Here is a 19652-nt window from a genome sequence, read left to right as displayed (position 1 = left end):
TTCCTTACGCAGGGGTGTTGCGGGTGTTGGATTCAAGGGGCGGGTCATCTTCCTGCGTTGCGGCGCAGTAGCTTGCCCAGGTACTGACCGGTGTGGCTGGCTTCTGCCGCCGCGACGTCTTCTGGGGTGCCTTGCGCCACCACGTAGCCGCCGCCGTCGCCGCCTTCCGGACCCATGTCGATCAACCAGTCGGCCGTCTTGATGACGTCCAGGTTGTGTTCGATGATGAGCACGGTGTTGCCGCTGTCCACCAGTTGGTTCAGCACTTGCAACAGTAGCTCGATATCGCGGAAATGCAAGCCGGTGGTGGGCTCGTCCAGGATGTACAGCGTGCGTCCGGTGCTGCGCCGCGACAGCTCCAGCGACAGCTTCACGCGCTGCGCTTCGCCACCCGACAGCGTGGTCGCGCTTTGGCCCAGACGAATATAAGACAGACCGACGTCGATCAGCGTGTGCAGCTTGCGGGAAATGGCCGGCACGGAGTCGAAATACTCCAGCGCCTGCTCGACCGTCAGGTCCAGCACTTCGCTGATGTTGCGGCCGCGGTACCGGATCTCGAGCGTTTCGCGGTTGTAGCGCTTGCCGTGGCAGACGTCGCAAGGCACGTACATGTCAGGCAGAAAGTGCATTTCGACCTTGACCACGCCGTCGCCCTGGCAGGCTTCGCAGCGCCCGCCCTTGACGTTGAAGCTGAATCGGCCGGGGTCGTAGCCGCGCGTGCGCGCTTCCGGCACGCCGGCGAACAGTTCGCGGATGGGCGTGAACAGGCCCGTGTACGTGGCAGGATTGCTGCGCGGCGTGCGGCCGATGGGGCTTTGGTCCACGCTGATGATCTTGTCGAAGTTCTCCAGCCCCTGCATGGACACGTAGGGGGCGGGCTCGCTTTGCGCATGGTGCAGCTGGCGCGATACCGCGACCGCCAGCGTGTCGTTGACGAGCGTGGACTTGCCGGATCCCGACACGCCCGTCACGCAGACCAGCCGTCCGGCCGGAATGCGCAGTTCCACGTCTTTCAGGTTGTTGCCGCTGGCGCCGGTCAGGGTCAGCCAGGGCAGTTCGTCGTTGACCGGCCGGCGCGGCGGGATCGCGATCTCGCGCGCGCCGCTCAGGTACTGGCCCGTCAGCGAATTCGGGTCGCGCTGCACGGTGTCGGGATCGCCTTGCGACACGACTTCGCCGCCGTGTTCGCCCGCGCCGGGCCCCATGTCCACGACCCAGTCGGCCATACGGATCATGTCTTCGTCATGCTCGACGACGATGACGCTGTTGCCCAGGTCGCGCAAGTGCTGCAGGGTGCCGATCAGGCGGTCGTTGTCGCGCTGGTGCAGGCCGATGGAGGGCTCGTCCAGCACGTACATCACGCCGGTCAGCCCCGAGCCGATCTGGCTGGCCAGCCGGATGCGCTGCGCTTCGCCGCCCGAGATCGTGTCGGCGCTGCGGTCCAGCGACAGGTAGTTCAGGCCGACGTTGTTCAGGAAACTGAGCCGCGCTTCGATTTCACGGACGATGCGCTGCGCGATCTCTTGCTTGGCGCCGGTCAGGTTCAGGTCGCGGAACCAGGCCAGGCAGGCGGACAGCGGCATGGCTTCGACTTCATAGATGGCCTGGCCATGGCGTTCGCCGCCGCGCGGATCGTGGCCGATCAGCACATTGCGCGCTTCGGGGCGCAGGCGCGAACCGGCGCAGTCCGGGCAGGTCTTGATATTGCGGTACTTGCCCAGTTCTTCGCGCACCGTGGCCGAATCCGTTTCGCGCCAGCGGCGCTCCAGGTTCGGGATGACGCCTTCGAACGTGTGACGCTTGACCGTGCTGCGGCCTTTCTCGTTCAGGTACAGGAACGAGATTTCTTCTTCGCCGGAGCCGTACAGGACCTTGTCGCGAAGCGCTTCGGGCAGCTCTTCGAAAGGGGCCTCGATGTCGAATTCGTAGTGCGCCGCCAGGCTTGCCAGCAGCGAATGCGTGAACGCATTGCGGCGGTCCCAGCCGCGGATCGCGCCTGCGGCCAGGCTGAGTTCCGGGAAGGCGACGACGCGCTTGGGGTCGAAGAAGCCCACCTGGCCGATGCCGTCGCAACTGGGGCAGGCGCCCATCGGGTTGTTGAAGCTGAACAGCCGCGGCTCCAGTTCCGGCAAGCTGTGGCTGCACACCGGGCAGGCGTAGCGGCTGGAGAAGACCTGTTCGCGTTCGCTGTCCATGTCCAGCGCCAGCGCGCGGCCGTCGGCCAGTTGCAGGGCGGTTTCAAAGCTCTCCGCCAGGCGCTGCTTGCTTTCGGGCTTGATGCGCAGCCGGTCGATGACGACGTCGATATCGTGCTTCTCGGTTTTCTTCAACGGCGCCATGCCGTCGATCTCCACCAGTTGCCCGTCGATGCGCAGCCGCACGTAGCCTTGCGCTTGCAGGCTGGCGCATTCGTCCTCGAAGCTGCCTTTCTTGCCGCGCGCGATGGGCGCCAGCACGGCCAAGCGCGTCTCGGGCGTCCAGCCCAGCACGGCGTCGACCATCTGGCTGACGCTTTGCGCTTGCAGCGGCAAGCCATGGTCCGGGCAGTAGGGCGTGCCCACGCGTGCGTACAGCAGGCGCAGGTAGTCGTGAATCTCGGTGATGGTGCCGACCGTGGAGCGCGGATTATGCCCCGCAGCCTTCTGCTCGATCGAGATGGCCGGCGACAGGCCTTCGATCAGGTCCACGTCCGGCTTGTCCATCAGCTGGAGAAATTGGCGGGCATACGCGGACAGGCTTTCCACGTAACGTCGCTGGCCCTCCGCATACAGCGTATCGAACGCCAGCGACGACTTGCCCGAACCGGACAGGCCGGTCACGACCACCAGTTTGTGGCGAGGCAGGTCCAGCGAGACGTTCTTAAGATTGTGGGTGCGTGCACCCCGGATGCGTATTGTCACGTCGGTCGGGCGTCCATAGGCTCTTTTAAGCGGTTTCAAAGGCCAACTTGGTACTATAGCGCGCCGAATCCCCCCGTGTTCAGGGTAGTCCGTCAAGTTGCACTGAACCGGGTCCGGCGCGGCACCGCTAGATCAGACCGTGAGCGTGTGACATTCACGCGCGCCCGCCCTTGTCATTGTTGAAATTTCCGCATGCCGGCAGATACCAGACTGAAATTGACCCCTTCCGAGCGCCGCGCCAGCATCGCGCTGGCCGGCCTGTTCGCCGCGCGGATGCTGGGGCTGTTCCTGCTGCTGCCGGTGTTCGCCGTGGCGGCCGCCGGGTTGCCGGGCGGCAACGACCCCGCCCGGGTGGGCCTGGCGCTGGGCATGTACGGGCTGACCCAGGCGTTCATGCAGATCCCATTCGGACTGGCCTCCGACCGCTGGGGCCGGCGCCCGGTCGTGCTTTTCGGCCTGTTGCTGTTCGTGGCGGGCAGCATCGTGTGCGCCCAGGCGACGGACGTCTACTGGATCACCATCGGTCGCGCCATCCAGGGGGCGGGCGCCATTTCCGCCGCCGTTACCGCCTGGCTGGCCGACGCTACCCGCGACGAGGTGCGCACGCGCGCCATGGCCATGGTGGGCGGGTCGATCGGCCTGTCGTTTGCCGTGTCGCTCGTCCTGTCTCCCGTGCTGGTGGGCTGGTGGGGCCTGTCGGGCCTGTTCTGGACCATCGCCTGTCTGGGCGTCGTCTGCCTGGCCGTCGCGCGCTTTGTCGTGCCGGTGGTGCCGCGCACGCAGGCGCGCACCATGCAGGGGGCCAACGCGCGTGAAGTCCTGACCCACCGCGATCTGCTGCGCCTGAATTTTGGCGTGTTCGTCCTGCATTTGATCCAGGTGTCGCTGTTCGTCGTGGTGCCGGCCCTGCTGGCCAAAGTTGGCGGCCTGGACGCGCGCGAACTCTGGAAGGTCTATCTGCCCGTCATCCTGGTGTCGTTCGTGCTGATGGTGCCCGTGGTTTTCGTCGCCGAAAAGCGCCGCGCCCACCGGGGCGCCTTGCGCGCGGCCGTGGCGGGCCTGGTGGTGGTGTGCGCCTTGTTGCCGGCGGCCAGTCACGGTTTCTACACGCTGGCCATCGCGCTGACGGGATTCTTCGTGGCCTTCAACGTACTGGAAGCGCTGCAACCGTCGCTGGTGTCGCGCGTGGCCCCGCAGGCCTACAAGGGCCTGGCGCTTGGTTTCTACAACACCGCCCAGGCGGCCGGCCTGTTCGCAGGCGGCGCGCTGGGGGGATGGTTGGCGTCGCACTCGGGCGCAAGCGCCGTCTTCATCGGCGCGGCCGTGCTGTCCGCGGTCTGGCTGGCCGTGACGTGGGCACTTCGGCCCCTGGCCTGAGTCTTCGCGGGGGATGCGTCCCCGACTGCCCGGAACCGTCGCTGATTGTGCCGTCTTCGCCTGCCAACGGCCCCGAATTCGTTTTCCAGGCCGGGCGGATTTGTCACCAATGGCGTTTGGCGCGGCGGGCGCTTTTCGTCGATAATACGTACCAAATTAGGGCTTCACCCGGCGTCGCCGGTCATCATTGCGATGACCGGCGTGTTTCATGAAGCCGGTCTTCAACATCGCTTTTTATGTTGTTGCCGGCGCGCTCGCGGCAACGCACAGGCGCAGGCTGTCAACAACAGAGGGACAACGGCATGGCATCGGTTAACAAAGTCATTCTCGTGGGCAATCTGGGGCGCGACCCGGAAGTCCGCTACAGCCCCGACGGGGCGGCAATCTGCAACATGTCGATTGCCACCACTTCGTCCTGGAAGGACAAGGCCAGCGGCGAAAAGCGCGAAGAAACCGAATGGCACCGCGTCGTCATGTACAACCGCCTGGCTGAAATCGCCGGCGAATATCTGAAGAAGGGCCGCTCGGTCTACATCGAGGGCCGCCTGAAGACGCGCAAGTGGCAAGACAAGGACACCGGCGCTGACCGCTACAGCACCGAAGTGGTGGCTGACCAGATGCAAATGCTGGGCGGCCGCGAAGACGGCGGCGGCGGTGGCGCAAGCTTCGGCGGTGGTGGTGGCTACGACGACGCACCGTCGCGTCCGCAGCAGCAACGCGCTCCGGCGCAACGCCCGGCGCCCCAACAGCGCCCGGCTCCCGCAGCGGCTCCGGCCAGCAGCGGCGCCAACCTGGCAGATATGGACGACGATATTCCGTTCTAAGCAAGCATTCAAAGAAACGGCCGCCAGAGTTGCATCGGCAACGCGGCCGTTCTGCCTCTTCCCCCGCAAAAGAACACTTCGATGCCAAGCCCGCGTGGTTCCGACGCGGCCAGCATCCAGGGCTGTCGCCCACATGTTCCAGATTGACCGCGCCGGATCGCGACTTCCGATCGCGACGTGTCCATATGAAGACACACACGCGGCTCGGGTAGTACCATTCCAATTACAAAAAATATCTAGTTGTGTACAACTCTCCCGGTACGCACTATGAAGTACGTCAGCGCGCGGAAACGTTTGCGTATCGTTATGTTGCAGCAAATTTATATCGTTGCGATTCCGGCGTGCTGGGCGTGTCTTTCCATGCTTTCTGTTTAACCAAATAATCTAAACGTTACTTGCCGGCTGGTTATCTCACTGCTACGCTTTTCTCGATTAAACGAGTGTTGCGGAAAAGTGACAGCACCAAGCCTGTCACCAAAGGGGCAGGGGCGTCGCCAAGCAAAGGATATTTATGCAGGATGAGAATTACTCCCGGAAGGGCGATGGTGCCGCGGCCTCGGCAGTGAAGTCTGAAGATATATTCCCGATGGACTTTATTGGAAATATGTTCCGTAACTGGAAGATATTGTGCCTTGCGGCGTTGTTGGGAGGCGTCTGTGCAATAGGCGCCTATTTTTATGCAACCCCGAAATGGCAAGCTCGGCTCCTCGTTCAGGTTGGTAAAGTGTCCGCAAGCGCGGAGCGCGACAGCACGCTTATCGAAGGAGTCAGCCAGACTGCATATCGGATTCGAAGCAAGGAATTCGTTGATGCAGTAATTAAATCAACGGGGTATGCCGATGTGGACGCTGGCGAGGGTGAGCCGCCGGAAGTCAGACTGTTCCGTAGTTCATTAAGGCCGAACGACATCGCGGGGACCGATTTTCTGAAGGTGGAATTTCTCGGTTATTCGCGTGAGCAGTTGAAGAAGTATGCGGACGCCTTGACGCAACAGCTTTATGCCGCGCATAACCGGGTTCCCGAGGTGCTGAAGGCAGAATTGAAGTCGGCTCAGGAAAAAAACCAGAACGAACTCGCCGCGGCGGAATTGACGTATGACCGTCTGACGAAGGAATTCGGAAAGGTGCAACAGCAACCGCAGGATGCGCAATTGCTTTCCGCTTCGGTCCTGACCGCGCAAGTCCAGAACAGTGCCGCATTGATCGAGTCATTGCGGAAAGTCCAGCGCGATCTGGACCGCCGTGTTTTTCCGACCAATTTGTATCCCACGGTTATTTCCCAATTGGAAATCGATGACCGGCCGGCTTCGCCGAAACTCAAACTCTTCTTGCTTGTCGGTTTGGCAGTTGGTTTTTTCTGTGGATTCGTATTTTCTATTTTCCGCAAGACAACCCGATTGGATCGATTGCGCTGACGTTGAATGTCCCGGCCGTTCTTGGAAGGTTTCCACCTTCTTGTCAGTCTGGGGCACGGCAATATGCGACTTGTGGCAACGCCAGAATCCTGTCGAGCCGCCAATAATTCCCGTCCCACTGATAGAACGGGAAAAAGGGCCGACAACGATTTTGGCGTTGCGCGTAATGAACTTTGCTTGGTTGGCTCGTGAAACTAGTCAGACATTCCCTCTATAACTTGATGGGCCTCGGGCTGCCGCTCGTCGTGGCGGTATTCAGCATTCCCGTGCTGATCAAAGAGCTGGGCGATGCCAGATTCGGGCTATTGACGCTGATCTGGGCCGTTGTCAGCTATTTGAGTTTGTTCGATTTGGGATTGGGGCGGGCCCTGACTCAGCAACTGGCGGTAATGCTTGCGGGCAAAGAACGCCACCGCGTCGGCGCGCTGGTCGTGACCGCTATAACGGTGATTGCGATCTTTGGCGTGGTGGCAGGCGTCTTGATGGCGGCGCTTGGCCCTTGGGGGCTAGGATTTATCCAGTCCATCCCAGATCGGCAGGAAGCGATCAACGCGATTTGGATCATGGCTCTCGCCATGCCTACTGTCGTACTGACATCCGGTTTCCGAGGAATACTCGAGGCGCGGCACGCGTTCGCAATCGTCAATATCATTCGGCTCCCGATGGGATTATTGACCTTCCTCGGGCCCCTGGCGGTTGTGATGTATGGCACACCCCGGCTTGATGTGATAACCGTCGTTCTGGCTGGCGGACGTGTCGTTACCTGTGTGCTCCATGCCTGGTACGCCAGGCGCGTGTTGCCGGACGACGCTGGCAGGCTGCACTTCGATAGGACGCTGATCCGGCCGTTGTGCAGTTCCGGCGGCTGGATGACGGTCAGCAACGTTGTCAGTCCGTTGATGAGCTACGCCGACCGGTTCATCGTTGGTGCCGTGCTGTCCTCGGCTGCGGTCGCTTATTACGTTACGCCCCAGGAACTGATTACCAAACTGTCGATTTTGCCGAATGCGCTGACCGCCGTGTTGTTTCCGACCCTCGCCGCGCAAATCGCGCGTCGGGACGAAGCTGCGATATCTTTAATACGGAAAGCGGTGGTCTGGATATTCCTGGCGTTGCTGCCCGTCACTGCGGCCATTGCCATATTTTCCAAAGAACTTCTTGTGCTGTGGGTAGGCGAGGCCTTCGCTTCGCAGAGTTATGTGCTTTTGCAGATTTTCTCGGCGGGCATGTTCATCACATGCATCGCCCAAATTCCATTTACTGTCATCCAGGGCGCGGGACGATCGCATTTGACGGCGGTCATTCATGTCATCGAAGCCCCGTTGTTTCTGATTTCGCTGGTTGTTTTGTCGCGCCATTATGGTTTGACGGGGGCAGCCATCGCGTGGTTTCTCCGCGTGGCCATTGATGCAGTCCTGATGTTCTGGGGGGCAAAGGTCGCATTGAACAGATCAATGTTCTCAGGGTCCAGCAGGAATGTGCTGCTGATCTCGCTGTTCGCGGTAGTGGGGTTCGCCGGAGTCGCCCTGCCCGGCATGATGGCTCGCGCCGCATGGGTGGCAGGTGTCGTCGCTCTGGTCCTATTGATCGCATACCTGACGGGCTTCCGTGGCCGGCCGGAGGTGCGTGCGTGAGCCAAGACGCGCTGTCATCCCGATATGACGTCCAGGCAGGGATATTCCTTATCCTGTTGCCGTTCTTCCTGTTGTTCGTGGGTGACCTGCAGTTGCCGGTCGGAGAAAGCACAATGACGGTCCCGATGGGGATGTTCATTGTGTTTCCGTTGCTGCTGTTGTGCATGGCGCTTGCGCGCATCGTGATACCGTCATCAGTCCTGCTGCTGATCGGTACATTGTTCTTTGGGATGGTGGGGCTGGTATTGACGCCCGAGGGTGCCCTTCTGCGAGGAGTTGCGGGAACATTGCCGCTTCTGTACGCGATTTGCATCTTGATGGTCTATGCCCAGTTCTATCGCTATATCGCCGTGGAACGAGCGGTTGGAATGATGCTGGCGGGAGGCGTTGTGCTGGCTGTCATGGCGATAGCCCTGTTTGTCGTTGCCGTGATGAGCCCTGGCGGCTACTACGAACAAAAGCTGCTTATCGAGACCCCGCTGGGGCGCTCGAATTACCTGGCTGCTTTTTTGATTTTCCTCTTTGCGTTGGCGCTGGCGAAACAGCGTGCGCTGGCTTTGCTGTTCGCGATTGCGGTATTTTGCACAATGTCGCGGGGCGGCGCGCTGATGTTCCTGCTGTTCCTCGTCGCGCTGCAGATGGCGAAGTGGAGAATGCTGTGGCTCGTTTGGGCCGGACCGCTGGCCATGTTTCTTGCTGCGACGCTGCTTGTCTCAGTCGACCATCAGCATTCCATTGCGGCGCTTGCGGGGCCGTATCAGGGTGAAGTGCTCTCGATCATCAATCGACTATTGCTCTGGTCGTTCGGTTTTGACTTGTGGATTCAGCACCCGTTATTCGGCATAGGTCCGAACACGTTCAGGACATTCGTGGAACTAAATCCAGGTGTCGAGAATGTATGGGGTGCGCACAATTCCATTATTCAGATGCTGCTGAACTATGGGTTGCTGGGCACCGGCCTGTATGTGTTGTACATCAGGGAAATTTATGTCCGGCTACGCCGTGCGGAATTGACCGCTCCCTGGTTCAGATACCTGCGCGTGGCGTTTGTCGTACTGCAGGTATTCGGACTGTTCGAACCACTGGTCGGTTCAGCGGCGTTTGAAGTCTTGCTTGCTTATATGCTGATTCTGGCCTTGAGGCAGGCGTCGTCGCCTGCCTTGGTCAGCACACCAAAAATCCCGAATTAATCTACCCAAATCATGGAAACTCTGCTCTCTATCGCAATCCCTACGCATAACCGCTCGCAGTATGCGTTTCATGCGATTCAATCCATCCTGGCGATAAAAAGCCAAAAGCTGGAGCTTGTGGTCAGCGATACCAGCACGGATGGGGCACTGGAGGCGCTCGTCCAGCAGAACGGAAGTTCGCTTGGCGCGGATCCGCGGTTCAAGTATTTGCGTCCTGCTGAGCGCCTGGATATGACAGGGAACCACAATTACGCCATCGCCGCGGCGACGGGCGAGTTCGTGTGTCTTATTGGCGATGACGATACGATCACCGAAGACTTGCTCCTGGCCGCAGAATGGGCGAAGGCGCATCAAATCGACGTGATCGCGCCAACCGTCATGTCGAACTACGTTTGGCCCGATTTCCGGTCGCGGCACTTCGGCGCAGGGCATGCCGGGCGGTTGTACCTGCCGAGCCGGATCGGGCCGGTGCACATCCGCCAATCGTCGGACAGCGTGACACAGGCCTTGGCGAATGCCGCCCAGGGGACAGACGGACTGCCGAAAATCTACCACGGGGTCGTGCGCCGGAGCGTTCTTGAGAAAGCAAAACAACTGTCTGGAGCCTACTTCCATGGGTCCAGCCCGGATGTGTCCGGCGCGATCGGCCTTGCGCTGTGTACGGACCGTTTCGTCGAAATTGATTACCCCCTGACCATTCCGGGCGCTTCCGGCGGCAGCAATACGGGTCGCAGCGCGATGAACCAGCACAAGGGGAAATTGGGCCAGGAGTCGCAGACTAAAGCGTTTGAATCCGCAGGGTGGAGCGAAGGTGTGCCGCGGTTCTTCTCGGTCGAAACGGTATGGGCACACGCCGCGTTGGAGACCATCGCCAAGATCGCGCCAGCCAACGTGCCGCGCTTCAACTTCGCCCGGCTGATTGCCGTGTGCGAGGTGTTGCACAAGGAGTACGCGAACGAGATCGCGGAAGCGATACCCAGGGCCGCCAAGATCGCGGGCGTGCCGGAAGCAGACTTCCTGAAGAAGGTTTCCGCCGAGAAGATGCGATTCCGTAAAGAGCGTCTGATTAAACTCCTGCGTCGCGCGATGAAGCCGACAGTCGCGGGGGGGCGGGAGTACAAGGGCGGTATCGACAGGGTGGACCTGGCGCCGGCGGTACTCAGGGCGCATATGGAAAACCGGCATTGGAGCTGGGACAAGGCGCTGGAAAGCAAACCGAAGTGAGCGTCCCGGCGACAGGTGAAATGCCGTATTTGGAGAGTTGAGCAGTGACCGCCAGCATGATTCTTTACGCGCCCAATGTGCATACGGGGGGAGGCGTCGTTCTACTGCGCGCCTTGTTAGCCGACTGGCCCGTCGGACGTCCTATGGTCGCCTATCTTGACGCCCGCGCGCAGACGCTGGTGGTTATTCCTGCCAGCGCCAAGGTCCACTGGGTCGAGCCTTCAATTCGGTCCCGCATGAACGCCGGCTGGCAACTGCGCAAAGAAGCAAAAAAGGGCGATACCGTTTTCTGCTTCCATGGGTTGCCTCCTTTGTTGCCCAACCGCGGACGCATCGTAGTGTTCTTGCAGAATCGGCTTTATTTGAGTGACGGAGCCGGTTCACGGTGGTCTTTGCGTCCAAGCGCCATACGGCAAGAGATCGAACGCCGCATCGGCAAATTTTGCCGACGGCGCGTTGCGGAATACATCGTGCAGACGCCGTCGATGGCGCGAGACCTTATTCGGTGGTTCGGCGTATCGCCGAACGGAGAGCCCGTGGTCCGCGTGCTGCCGTTCCTGGATGAGCTGCCCGCCCCGTCTGACGCCACCCGGCATTCCGCGGAATGGGATTTTGTATATGTGGCGGACGGCGTGCCGCACAAGAATCATCGGATATTGGTTGAGGCGTGGCGGCTGCTTGCGCAGGATGGCTTGCGTCCGTCATTGGCCTTGACGTTGAGCGTCCGCGATGGCGAACTCCGGCAGGAAGTCGAGCAGTCCGCCGCCGATGCCGGCCTTCGGATAACGGATCTGGGCCAAATGCCACACCAAGAAGTGCTGGCGCTTTATGGAAAGTCGAAGGCGATTGTGTTTCCATCTTCGGCTGAATCGTTTGGCTTGCCGCTTATCGAAGCGATGCATATGGGGCTGCCGATCCTGGCGCCTGAACTCGATTACGTGCGCGATGTCTGCGTTCCGGCCCAGACCTTTGACGCGGGATCTCCCGTGTCTATCGCACGTGCCGTTAAACGATTCCTGGGCGTCACCGAAAGCCCGCTGGTCCCGTACACGCCGCAGGAGTTTTGGAAGCAACTGTTGCCCGAGGTGGGTCAGTAAGGCGCTGCGAACATGCCGTTCAGGCCGCCGCCCGAACCCCCCCGGACAATGTCCGCACTTCGTCCAGCGCCGCTTCGATCCCGCCCGTTGCCAACACGTCCACCAGCCGCGTGCCGACGGCGACCAGGTTGGCATGACGGCTGACGGCGCGCGCCTGCTCGGCGGACCGCACGCCGAACCCGGCGGCGATCGGTAATTGCGTCCTGGCTCTTACCCGCTGCAGGGACTCGGCGATCACGTCATCGGACGGCAACGCGCTGCCCGTGGTCCCCGCCAGCATGACGTGGTAGATGAAACCGCTTGCCCCGCGCAACACCGCGTCCAGTCTGGCGGCGGGCGTCGTCGGGGCCGTCATCCGAATGACGTCGATGCCGTGGGCTTGCGCCAGCCCGCCGATTTCGGCGCCATGGTCCGGCGACAGGTCCACGATGATCAGCCCATCGACGCCGGCCTGGCCCGCTTCGGCCATGAAGCTTGCAACGCCGAACCGCAGCAGCGGATTCAGGTATCCCATGAGCACGACCGGGGTTTGCTGGTCCTGCTGCCGGAATGCGCGAACCAGATCGAAAGTCCGCCGCATCGTGTGGCCGGCGCGAATCGCGCGGTCATTGGCCAATTGCAGGACGGGGCCGTCCGCCACCGGATCGCTGAATGGCATGCCGAGTTCAATCACGTCGGCGCCGGCTGCCGGCAGGCGATTCAAGAGGCGCAGGCATTCGTCATAGGAGGGGTCGCCCGCCGTGAAGTAGGCGGCCAACCCCGCTCTGCCGGCGGCTCGCAGCGCGGCGAGCTTCTGTTCAAGACGGCTCATATCGATGCTCCAGCAAATTGCAGGACGGTGTTCAGGTCCTTGTCTCCGCGGCCGCTCAGGCACACCACGAGGGTCTTGTCCGCGTCCAGGCTCGGGGCAAGCTTTCGGGCATAAGCCAAGGCATGCGCGCTCTCCAATGCAGGGATGATTCCTTGCTTTTGCGTCAGCCACCGATAGGCGTCGACCGCTTCGTCATCGGTGACCGAGACATAGTTCACCCGGCCGGTGTCATGCAGCAGGGCATGTTCCGGCCCGACACCCGGATAGTCCAGGCCGGCCGAAATCGAATGTGCGTTGGTGATCTGGCCGTCCTGATCCTGCAGGAAGTAGCTGCAACAGCCGTGCAGCACGCCCATTCGGCCAGCGCCGATGCTGGCTGCGTGATGCGCGGTGGCGACGCCGTGTCCGGCGGCCTCGACGCCGTGCAATTGGACCTGTGCGTCGTTCAGAAATGGATAGAACAGGCCGATCGCGTTCGAGCCGCCGCCCACGCAGGCGATCATCGCATCCGGTAAGCGACCGGTTTTTTCCAGAATCTGCGCGCGGGTTTCTTCGCCGATCACCTTTTGGAATTCTCGAACGATCCAGGGGTACGGATGCGGTCCGGCGCCGGTTCCCAGCAGGTAGTACGTGTCGTCCGGATGGGCGATCCAATCGCGGATAGCGGCGTTCATCGCGTCCTTCAGTGTTGCGCCGCCGTCCGGCACGGCTCGCACTTCCGCGCCCAGCATCTTCATGCGGGCGACGTTGCTGGCTTGGCGCTCGACGTCGACGGCGCCCATGAAGATCACGCACGTGAGGCCGTACAACGCGCAGACCGTGGCCGTTGCCACCCCGTGTTGGCCGGCGCCGGTTTCCGCGATGATCCGCGTTTTTCCCATTCGCCTGGCCAGCAAGATCTGGCCCAGGCAGTTGTTGATCTTGTGGGCGCCGGTGTGGTTCAGGTCCTCCCGTTTCAGGAAGATGCGGGCGCCGCCAAGCGATTCGGTGATCGCGCGCGCATAGAGAAGGGGGCTGGGACGGCCGACGTAGTCGGCCAGCATCGACCGGTATTCCGTCCAGAACGCGTCGTCGTCCCGAATGTCGCGATAGGTTTGCTCCAGCTCATCAAGGGCCGGGATCAAGGTCTCGGGCATGTACCGGCCACCATACTGGCCAAATTGCCCCAGGGTATCGGGAGAAGCGGGGTGAGAAGCAGGAGACATGGCTGTAATCCGTTGAACACGTTACAGCTATGGTATCGACAGAATTTCTTCCAATAAATCATAGATTTCTTGCCTACCGCTATTAGATTTTCTAATATTGTTCGCATGCGAACGCTTCCCCCCATGAATGCGCTGCGTGTCTTTGACAGCGCCGCCCGGCACCTGAATCTGTCTTTAGCCGCTGAGGAGCTACGCGTGTCGCATAGCGCGGTCAGCCAGCAGATACGGCAACTGGAAACCTGGTTGGGCGGCAAGCTGTTTGAACGGCATTCGGGGGGCGTGCGGCTAACCGCCGCGGGCCACGATCTGCTGCGGGCTTCGCAGCCGGCTTTCGACATGCTGGAACAACGATGCGTCGCGCTGCGCGCCCGGACTGCGTCGGCCGACATCGTCGTCGGCGCACCCGCCAGTTTGTTGTCCAACTGGATCATTCCGCGGCTGGAGCATTTCGAACGCGAACATCCGCAGATTCAGGTCAGGCTGCAAACGGCAACCGACATCGCATTGTTGGAGCGTCGGGTCGTTGACGTATTGATCGTCGCCCAGGACCATGCCTTGGCAGGAATCGACGCCATGCGGCTGTTCCCCGAGGCGATAGGGCCCGTCTGCATGCCCGACGTGGCCCAACGGGTCGCCACGCCGGCCGACGTGCTGGGCCTGCCGTTGCTGCAGACCTCTTCCCGGCCCGAGGCCTGGGAACAGTGGGCCCGGTCCTGCGGATTGGCGCCCGCCCGGATCCAGCCGAAACGCCAGTTCGATCAACTGAATCACATGCTTGACGCTGCGGCGGTGGGCCTGGGCGTGGCGATCGCCCCGGAAATGCTGGTGCAGGGTGATCTGCGAGCAGGAAGGCTGGTCGCGCCCCTGGGGTTCAAGGAAACGGGAGGCTGGTTCAGTCTGTATTTCCGCGCGGAGGCCGGCGCGGCGGTAGGCGACCTGAGTCAGTGGCTGAAAACCGCAGCGGAATCGGTCGCCGCCATCTAGCCGCTCGTCTTCTGGAACTGTTCCGCCAGGAAATCGATGAACGCGCGGGCCCTTGCCGTCTGGTGCCGACGCTGTGGGTAATACACAAAGAGATCCGCAGAAGGTAGCAGGAAGTCGGGCAGCACCACCTGCAGCCGGCCGCTTTCCAGGTACTTCGCCAAGTCCCATTCCGAACGAATCAGGATCCCGTGGCCGTCCAGCGCCCAGCCCAGCACGATGTCGCCGTCATTGCTGGATAGCGCGCCTTGCACCTTCACGACCTCTGTCTGCCTGGCGCGGGTGAAGCGCCAGGCGCCGTGGGCCTCGTCATTCTGCGTATGGAGAATGCAGCGGTGCCGCGCCAGATCCGCGAGCGTAGCGGGCGTGCCGAAGCGCTCAAGGTAGCGGGGCGATGCGCACAGGAAGCGGCGGTTGGTCATGATGCGCCGCGCGCTTAGGCGTTTATCGGGTAATTCGCCAAAGCGGATGGCCAGGTCGAAACCGCTTTCGACCAGGTCGACGGGCCGGTCGGTGACTTCCAGCAGGACTTCGACGTCGGGGTATCGCTTGGCGAAGCGGGACACGAGCGGCGCGATGGTGGTCCGGCCGAAGCCCAACGTGGCGTTCACACGCAGCAGGCCGCGTGGCGTGGCTCCGCTGCTGGAGACGGCGTCTTCCATGTCGCGCAGATCCGCCAGGATCTTCACGGCGTGGGACAGATAGGTCTCGCCTTCGCTGGTCAGGCTGATGCTGCGTGTCGTGCGGTTGACCAGCCGGACGCCCAAGCGACGTTCCATCAGCGCCAACCGCTTGGTGGCGGCCGGCGGCGTCAGGTCCAGCTCGCGGGCGGCGGCCGACAGGCTGCCCAACCGGGCAACCCGCACAAAGAATTCCAGTTCGGAGGCGATGTCGCTTTTCACTTAAAGTGAATAATCAAATGAATAGAGGTGAATCTTAGTACCGGCCGGCACGACTACGCTAGCGGTTCCCCTGTCAAAGCGCCGCTGTCGCACCCCGGAGACACATCATGAGAATCGTCGAGATCCGCGAGCAGACCCTGCCCATCAGTTCGCCCATCCGTAACGCCTATATCGACTTCAGCAAGATGACGCTGAGCCTGGTCGCCGTGATCACGGACGTGATCCGGGACGGCAAGCCGGTTGTCGGCTACGGTTTCAACTCGAATGGCCGCTACGGCCAGGGCAAGCTGATGCGGGAACGCTTCATTCCCCGCATCATGGAAGCGGCGGCGGAGTCGCTGCTGGACGCCACGGGCAATAACCTGGACCCGCACAAGATCTGGGACGCCATGTTCACGAACGAGAAGCCGGGCGGTCATGGCGAACGGTCCGTCGCGATTGGCACGATCGATATGGCGGTATGGGATGCCGTAGCCAAGATCGAGGGCAAGCCTTTGTTCCAGCTACTGGCGGAGCGTTACGGCAATGGCCGCGCCGATCGCCGCGTGTTCGTCTACGCCGCGGGCGGCTACTACTACCCCGGCCAGGACCACGGCAAGCTCAAAGACGAAATGCGCAGCTATATCGATCGTGGCTATACGGTCGTGAAGAAGAAGATCGGGGGCGCGTCGCTGGACGAGGACCTGCGCCGCATCGATTCAATCCTGAGCGTGCTGCAAGACGGCCAGAAGCTGGCGGTGGACGCGAACGGACGCTTCGACCTGGACACCGCCATCGCGTATTCCAAGGCCTTGTCGCAGTACGACCTGTTCTGGTTCGAAGAGGCGGGCGATCCGCTGGACTTCGAACTGCAGGCCACGCTGCGCAACTACTACGACAAGCCGATGGCGACTGGCGAAAACCTGTTTTCGATGCAGGATGCCCGCAACTTGATCCGCTACGGCGGCATGCGCCCGGACCGCGATTGGCTGCAATTCGATTGCGCGCTGAGCTACGGACTGGTGGAGTACCTGCGCACGCTGGACATGCTGAAGCAGCATGGCTGGTCGGCCAGCCGCTGCATCCCGCATGGCGGGCACCAGATGTCGCTGAACATCGCGGCGGGGCTGGGCCTGGGGGGCAACGAGAGTTACCCGGACCTGTTCCAGCCCTTTGGCGGATTTCCGGACGGCGTGAACGTCGACAATGGTTATCTGACCATGCCCGACCTGCCCGGCATTGGCTTCGAAGGCAAGGCGGACCTGTACGCAGTCATGCAGACGCTATCCGCCTGAACGGGCGGTAAGGGACGACGGCTCCTGACAGGAGCCGTCCATGACCCGGAAACCTACGACACCCCGAGGTCTACGAAGACCGCGGCATCAAGAAATATATTGTTTCACAATACCCGCTTGCGTTATCTATCTAGTAGTAGGTAAGATTCATCCATCGACACAGCAAACCCACCCCCGCTGTGATCGGAACCAGAAATACAGTAGCACCGCTTTTTTATTTCCCTAGTTATCTACCTATAAGTAGATAGTTTAAATCGAAACCGCATCGTACCCGTTATCTGGAGATCAACCATGAAGACCCTCGTATCCGCCCTGATCCTGTCCGCTTCCTTCATCGGCGCCGCGCAAGCCGGCGAGCTGGACTATCCGCCCGCCCTGAACACCCAAAGCACGGTGACCCGCGCCCAAGTGCAGCAAGAGTTGGCCGCCGCCCGCGCCAATGGCGAATTGGTGTCCGGTGAAGAAGGCTACGCCGCGACCACGTTCGTCGCCGTCGGCAACGACAAGACCCGTGCCCAAGTGAAGCAGGAACTGGCTGCTGCCCGCGCCCAAGGCCTGACCGAAAGCGGCGAACTGGACTACCCGCCCGTTCAAGGCTGAGTGTTTGAAGTCTTATTTTTGAAGCCGTATCTATCTAGTCATAGATAGCTTTAGTGCCCAAACCCCTGATGCAGCACTGATCCTTACTGGAGATCAACCATGAAGACCCTCGTATCCGCCCTGATTCTGTCCGCTTCCTTCATTGGCGCCGCGCAAGCTGGCGAACTGGACTACCCGCCCGCCCTGAACACCCAAAGCACGGTGACCCGCGCCCAAGTGCAGCAAGAACTCGCCGCCGCTCGCGCCAACGGTGAACTGGTGTCCGGCGAAGAAGGCTACGCCGCCACTGCGTTTGCCGCCGTCGGCAACGACAAGACCCGCGCGCAAGTGAAGCAGGAACTGGCCGCTGCCCGCGCCCAAGGCCTGACCGAAAGCGGTGAATTGGATTACCCGCCCGTGCAAGGCTAAGCAGGATGCCGGCACATGCGGACCCCGGGGGGCGGGATGTTTCCCGGCCGGGGTCCGCACGGGCGTTTTGGACCGCGTTTAGGGCGGCCCCCGATGACGAACCGACCTATTAGTAGGTAATATTCAGCTATGGACACTCCGACCCCCAACACCACCCGAGACCTGCTGCTGGCGCACGCCGAGAAGCTGATCCGCACGCGCGGATGCAATGGTTTCAGCTACCGCGACCTGGCGGAGCATGTGGGCGTGAAGACGTCCAGCATCCACTATTACTTTCCAGGCAAGGACGACCTGCTCTACGAAGCGGTCGAGGCCTACAGTACTCGCGCGTTGGGCACCGTGCGCGCCATCGATACCGCGCAGCCCGCGCAAGCGCAGCTGGAACAATATCTTTCCATGATGGAATCGCGCGCCTGCGGCGCCGGTGAACTTTGCCTGGGCGGCATGTTGGCCGCCGATGTCATGAGTTTGTCCGAACGCGTGCGCGGCGCATTGCAGGGTTTCTTCCGTGCGCATGAGGCATGGCTGGCCCGTGTGTTGGCCGAAGGCGCGGCGCAGGGCACATTGAAATTTTCGGGCACCGCCGACGCGGCCGGCCGGGCGGTGTTCGCCACGGTGCAGGGCTGCCTGCTGGTGGCGCGCCTGTTTCAGCAGCCGCCCGCTTTGTGCGAGGCCATCAGCGCGTTGTACGTGGAATGCGACAAGGCCGGAAAGGCCGCATCGGCCACTTAGCAAAAGCGATTCCGCGCCGCTCAATACACGGCCGCCATGCGTAAGCAGGCGGCCGTTGTCACGTTCGGCGTCCGCGCCGTGCGGACTCAGGCTTGCAAGGCGCGCGCCATGTCCACGCTGGTGCGTTCCTGCACGCCCAGGTCGCGCATGCGCTGCAGAAAGACGGATTGCGCATCGGCGAATCCGGCGACGGGGCTCATGCAGTCGGTCAACAGCACCACGCGCGACAGGTTGCCGCCGGGCAGGTGTTCGGCCAAGTGCTCCGTCGTGGCTTTTACGCAATGGCTGCCCGCTTCGCCGGCGATCAGGATGAGTTCGGCGCGATCCAGCGAGTCGACCAGGCTGCGGTTGAGCTGGCTACGCGGGTCGTCGGGGTCCGGCACTTCGGCCATCAGTGCGCTGTAGTGCTCGGTCCAGGGGTTGGCGCCCTTGGGCACTTTGCGCACGATGAACTGGCCGGCGTCTTCCCACCGGCTGTAGGCCGCGCGCACGTCGGCGTGCACGTTGTGGCCCCAGGTGCCGATTTCGCAATGCACGGGCCACACCATCAGGGTGTAGCGGCCGCGCGCTTCCAGTTCTTCCAGATACAAGCGGGTGCGCGGCAGGTCGTCGGCATGCCGGGGCTGGAAATCACCTGCGTGCAATTGCGCGGCGGTAATCGGCGTGAAAGGCGCGACAGGCTCGCCGTCGCCGGTGCGCCAGAACGTGGGGTGGGCGATGTCCAGCCGATGGTGCGAGTCCAGCGTCACGGTGATGGACGTCAGCGCGGGCGCGGTGGCATCGATGAAACGCGCCAGCCGTTGCATGTCGGCGTGTGCGCCGGCCACCGGCAATGCGGGTCGCATGGTGTTCCCGGTCAGTGGATCCGTGGGCAGGTAGGCCTCGGGCAAATCGCAGAAATCATTCTGCGGATCAATGATCAAGAGATGGATTGAACGCGGCATGACGGGATTCGGTAGGGATATCCCGGAATATAGACCGGGATGCGCGGTATCCACTAGAACAGCACCAGATGTTCGGCGCAGTCCGGCAATTGCCGAAGCAACGCGCGCCATTGTCGCCATAGCCGCGCCACCAGG

The 19652-nt window shown here is 61.9% G+C and carries 17 protein-coding genes; 12 read left to right on the top strand and 5 right to left on the bottom strand.

What is annotated here, in order from left to right; translation table 11 throughout:
* Nucleotides 1–44 precede the first annotated feature (44 nt).
* Nucleotides 45–2900: an excinuclease ABC subunit UvrA gene (gene uvrA / locus ACE039_RS07600; protein ID WP_448713067.1), complete on the bottom strand. Its 2856-nt coding sequence runs from the start codon at nucleotides 2898–2900 to the stop codon at nucleotides 45–47.
* Nucleotides 2901–3092: 192 nt separating this feature from the next.
* Between uvrA and ACE039_RS07595 the strand changes: the two genes are divergently transcribed.
* From ACE039_RS07595 to ACE039_RS07565, 7 genes are all read left to right on the top strand, one after another.
* Nucleotides 3093–4277 carry an MFS transporter gene (locus ACE039_RS07595; RefSeq protein WP_313457093.1) on the top strand — a complete coding sequence of 395 codons (1185 nt, stop codon included), beginning with the start codon at nucleotides 3093–3095 and terminating at the stop codon, nucleotides 4275–4277.
* 302 nt (nucleotides 4278–4579) lie between these two features.
* A complete protein-coding gene (gene ssb, locus ACE039_RS07590; protein WP_169273366.1) occupies nucleotides 4580–5101 on the top strand; it encodes a single-stranded DNA-binding protein in 522 nt (173 codons plus the stop codon).
* Between the two features lie 511 nt (nucleotides 5102–5612).
* Nucleotides 5613–6515, top strand: a complete 903-nt coding sequence (locus ACE039_RS07585; RefSeq protein WP_448713066.1) for a Wzz/FepE/Etk N-terminal domain-containing protein — start codon at nucleotides 5613–5615, stop codon at nucleotides 6513–6515.
* Between the two features lie 188 nt (nucleotides 6516–6703).
* Complete coding sequence (locus ACE039_RS07580; protein WP_485822024.1) at nucleotides 6704–8149, top strand: flippase; 1446 nt, start codon at nucleotides 6704–6706, stop codon at nucleotides 8147–8149.
* On the top strand, nucleotides 8146–9339 hold the full coding sequence (locus ACE039_RS07575) for an O-antigen ligase family protein (protein WP_448713063.1): 1194 nt from the start codon (nucleotides 8146–8148) through the stop codon (nucleotides 9337–9339). Before ACE039_RS07580 ends, ACE039_RS07575 begins: the two co-directional genes overlap by 4 nt.
* A 12-nt stretch (nucleotides 9340–9351) precedes the next feature.
* A complete protein-coding gene (locus ACE039_RS07570) occupies nucleotides 9352–10563 on the top strand; it encodes a glycosyltransferase family 2 protein (RefSeq protein WP_448713062.1) in 1212 nt (403 codons plus the stop codon).
* Between the two features lie 44 nt (nucleotides 10564–10607).
* Nucleotides 10608–11660, top strand: a complete 1053-nt coding sequence (locus ACE039_RS07565; protein ID WP_448713060.1) for a glycosyltransferase — start codon at nucleotides 10608–10610, stop codon at nucleotides 11658–11660.
* A 19-nt stretch (nucleotides 11661–11679) separates the two neighbouring features.
* Here the strand turns inward: ACE039_RS07565 and trpA are convergent, their stop codons facing one another.
* Complete coding sequence (gene trpA, locus ACE039_RS07560; protein WP_485822023.1) at nucleotides 11680–12471, bottom strand: tryptophan synthase subunit alpha; 792 nt, start codon at nucleotides 12469–12471, stop codon at nucleotides 11680–11682.
* Entirely contained in the window at nucleotides 12468–13676 is a 1209-nt protein-coding gene (trpB, locus tag ACE039_RS07555; RefSeq protein ID WP_485822022.1) for a tryptophan synthase subunit beta, read from the bottom strand. Before trpB ends, trpA begins: the two co-directional genes overlap by 4 nt.
* A 105-nt stretch (nucleotides 13677–13781) precedes the next feature.
* On the opposite strand from trpB, the gene ACE039_RS07550 reads away from it, so the two are divergent.
* Entirely contained in the window at nucleotides 13782–14660 is an 879-nt protein-coding gene (locus ACE039_RS07550; protein WP_485822021.1) for a LysR substrate-binding domain-containing protein, read from the top strand.
* Here ACE039_RS07550 and ACE039_RS07545 read toward each other — a convergent pair.
* Nucleotides 14657–15559, bottom strand: a complete 903-nt coding sequence (locus ACE039_RS07545; protein WP_448713053.1) for a LysR family transcriptional regulator — start codon at nucleotides 15557–15559, stop codon at nucleotides 14657–14659. The two genes, ACE039_RS07550 and ACE039_RS07545, sit on opposite strands and share 4 nt — an antisense overlap.
* Nucleotides 15560–15666: 107 nt before the next feature.
* On the opposite strand from ACE039_RS07545, the gene ACE039_RS07540 reads away from it, so the two are divergent.
* From ACE039_RS07540 to ACE039_RS07525, 4 genes are all read left to right on the top strand, one after another.
* Nucleotides 15667–16833: a mandelate racemase/muconate lactonizing enzyme family protein gene (locus tag ACE039_RS07540; RefSeq protein WP_332007331.1), complete on the top strand. Its 1167-nt coding sequence runs from the start codon at nucleotides 15667–15669 to the stop codon at nucleotides 16831–16833.
* Between the two features lie 291 nt (nucleotides 16834–17124).
* Nucleotides 17125–17433: a DUF4148 domain-containing protein gene (locus tag ACE039_RS07535; protein ID WP_448709190.1), complete on the top strand. Its 309-nt coding sequence runs from the start codon at nucleotides 17125–17127 to the stop codon at nucleotides 17431–17433.
* Between the two features lie 99 nt (nucleotides 17434–17532).
* A complete protein-coding gene (locus tag ACE039_RS07530; protein WP_485811084.1) occupies nucleotides 17533–17841 on the top strand; it encodes a DUF4148 domain-containing protein in 309 nt (102 codons plus the stop codon).
* 129 nt (nucleotides 17842–17970) lie between these two features.
* Nucleotides 17971–18573 (top strand): TetR/AcrR family transcriptional regulator, encoded by a 603-nt coding sequence (locus tag ACE039_RS07525; protein WP_448709192.1) that lies wholly within the window; start codon nucleotides 17971–17973, stop codon nucleotides 18571–18573.
* Nucleotides 18574–18659: 86 nt separating this feature from the next.
* Here ACE039_RS07525 and ACE039_RS07520 read toward each other — a convergent pair whose 3' ends face one another.
* Complete coding sequence (locus tag ACE039_RS07520) at nucleotides 18660–19517, bottom strand: cysteine hydrolase family protein (protein ID WP_332007332.1); 858 nt, start codon at nucleotides 19515–19517, stop codon at nucleotides 18660–18662.
* Nucleotides 19518–19652: the final 135 nt, after the last annotated feature.

The organism is Achromobacter maghribensis (assembly GCF_057334215.1).
This window is presented reverse-complemented; position numbering and strand designations above follow the sequence as displayed.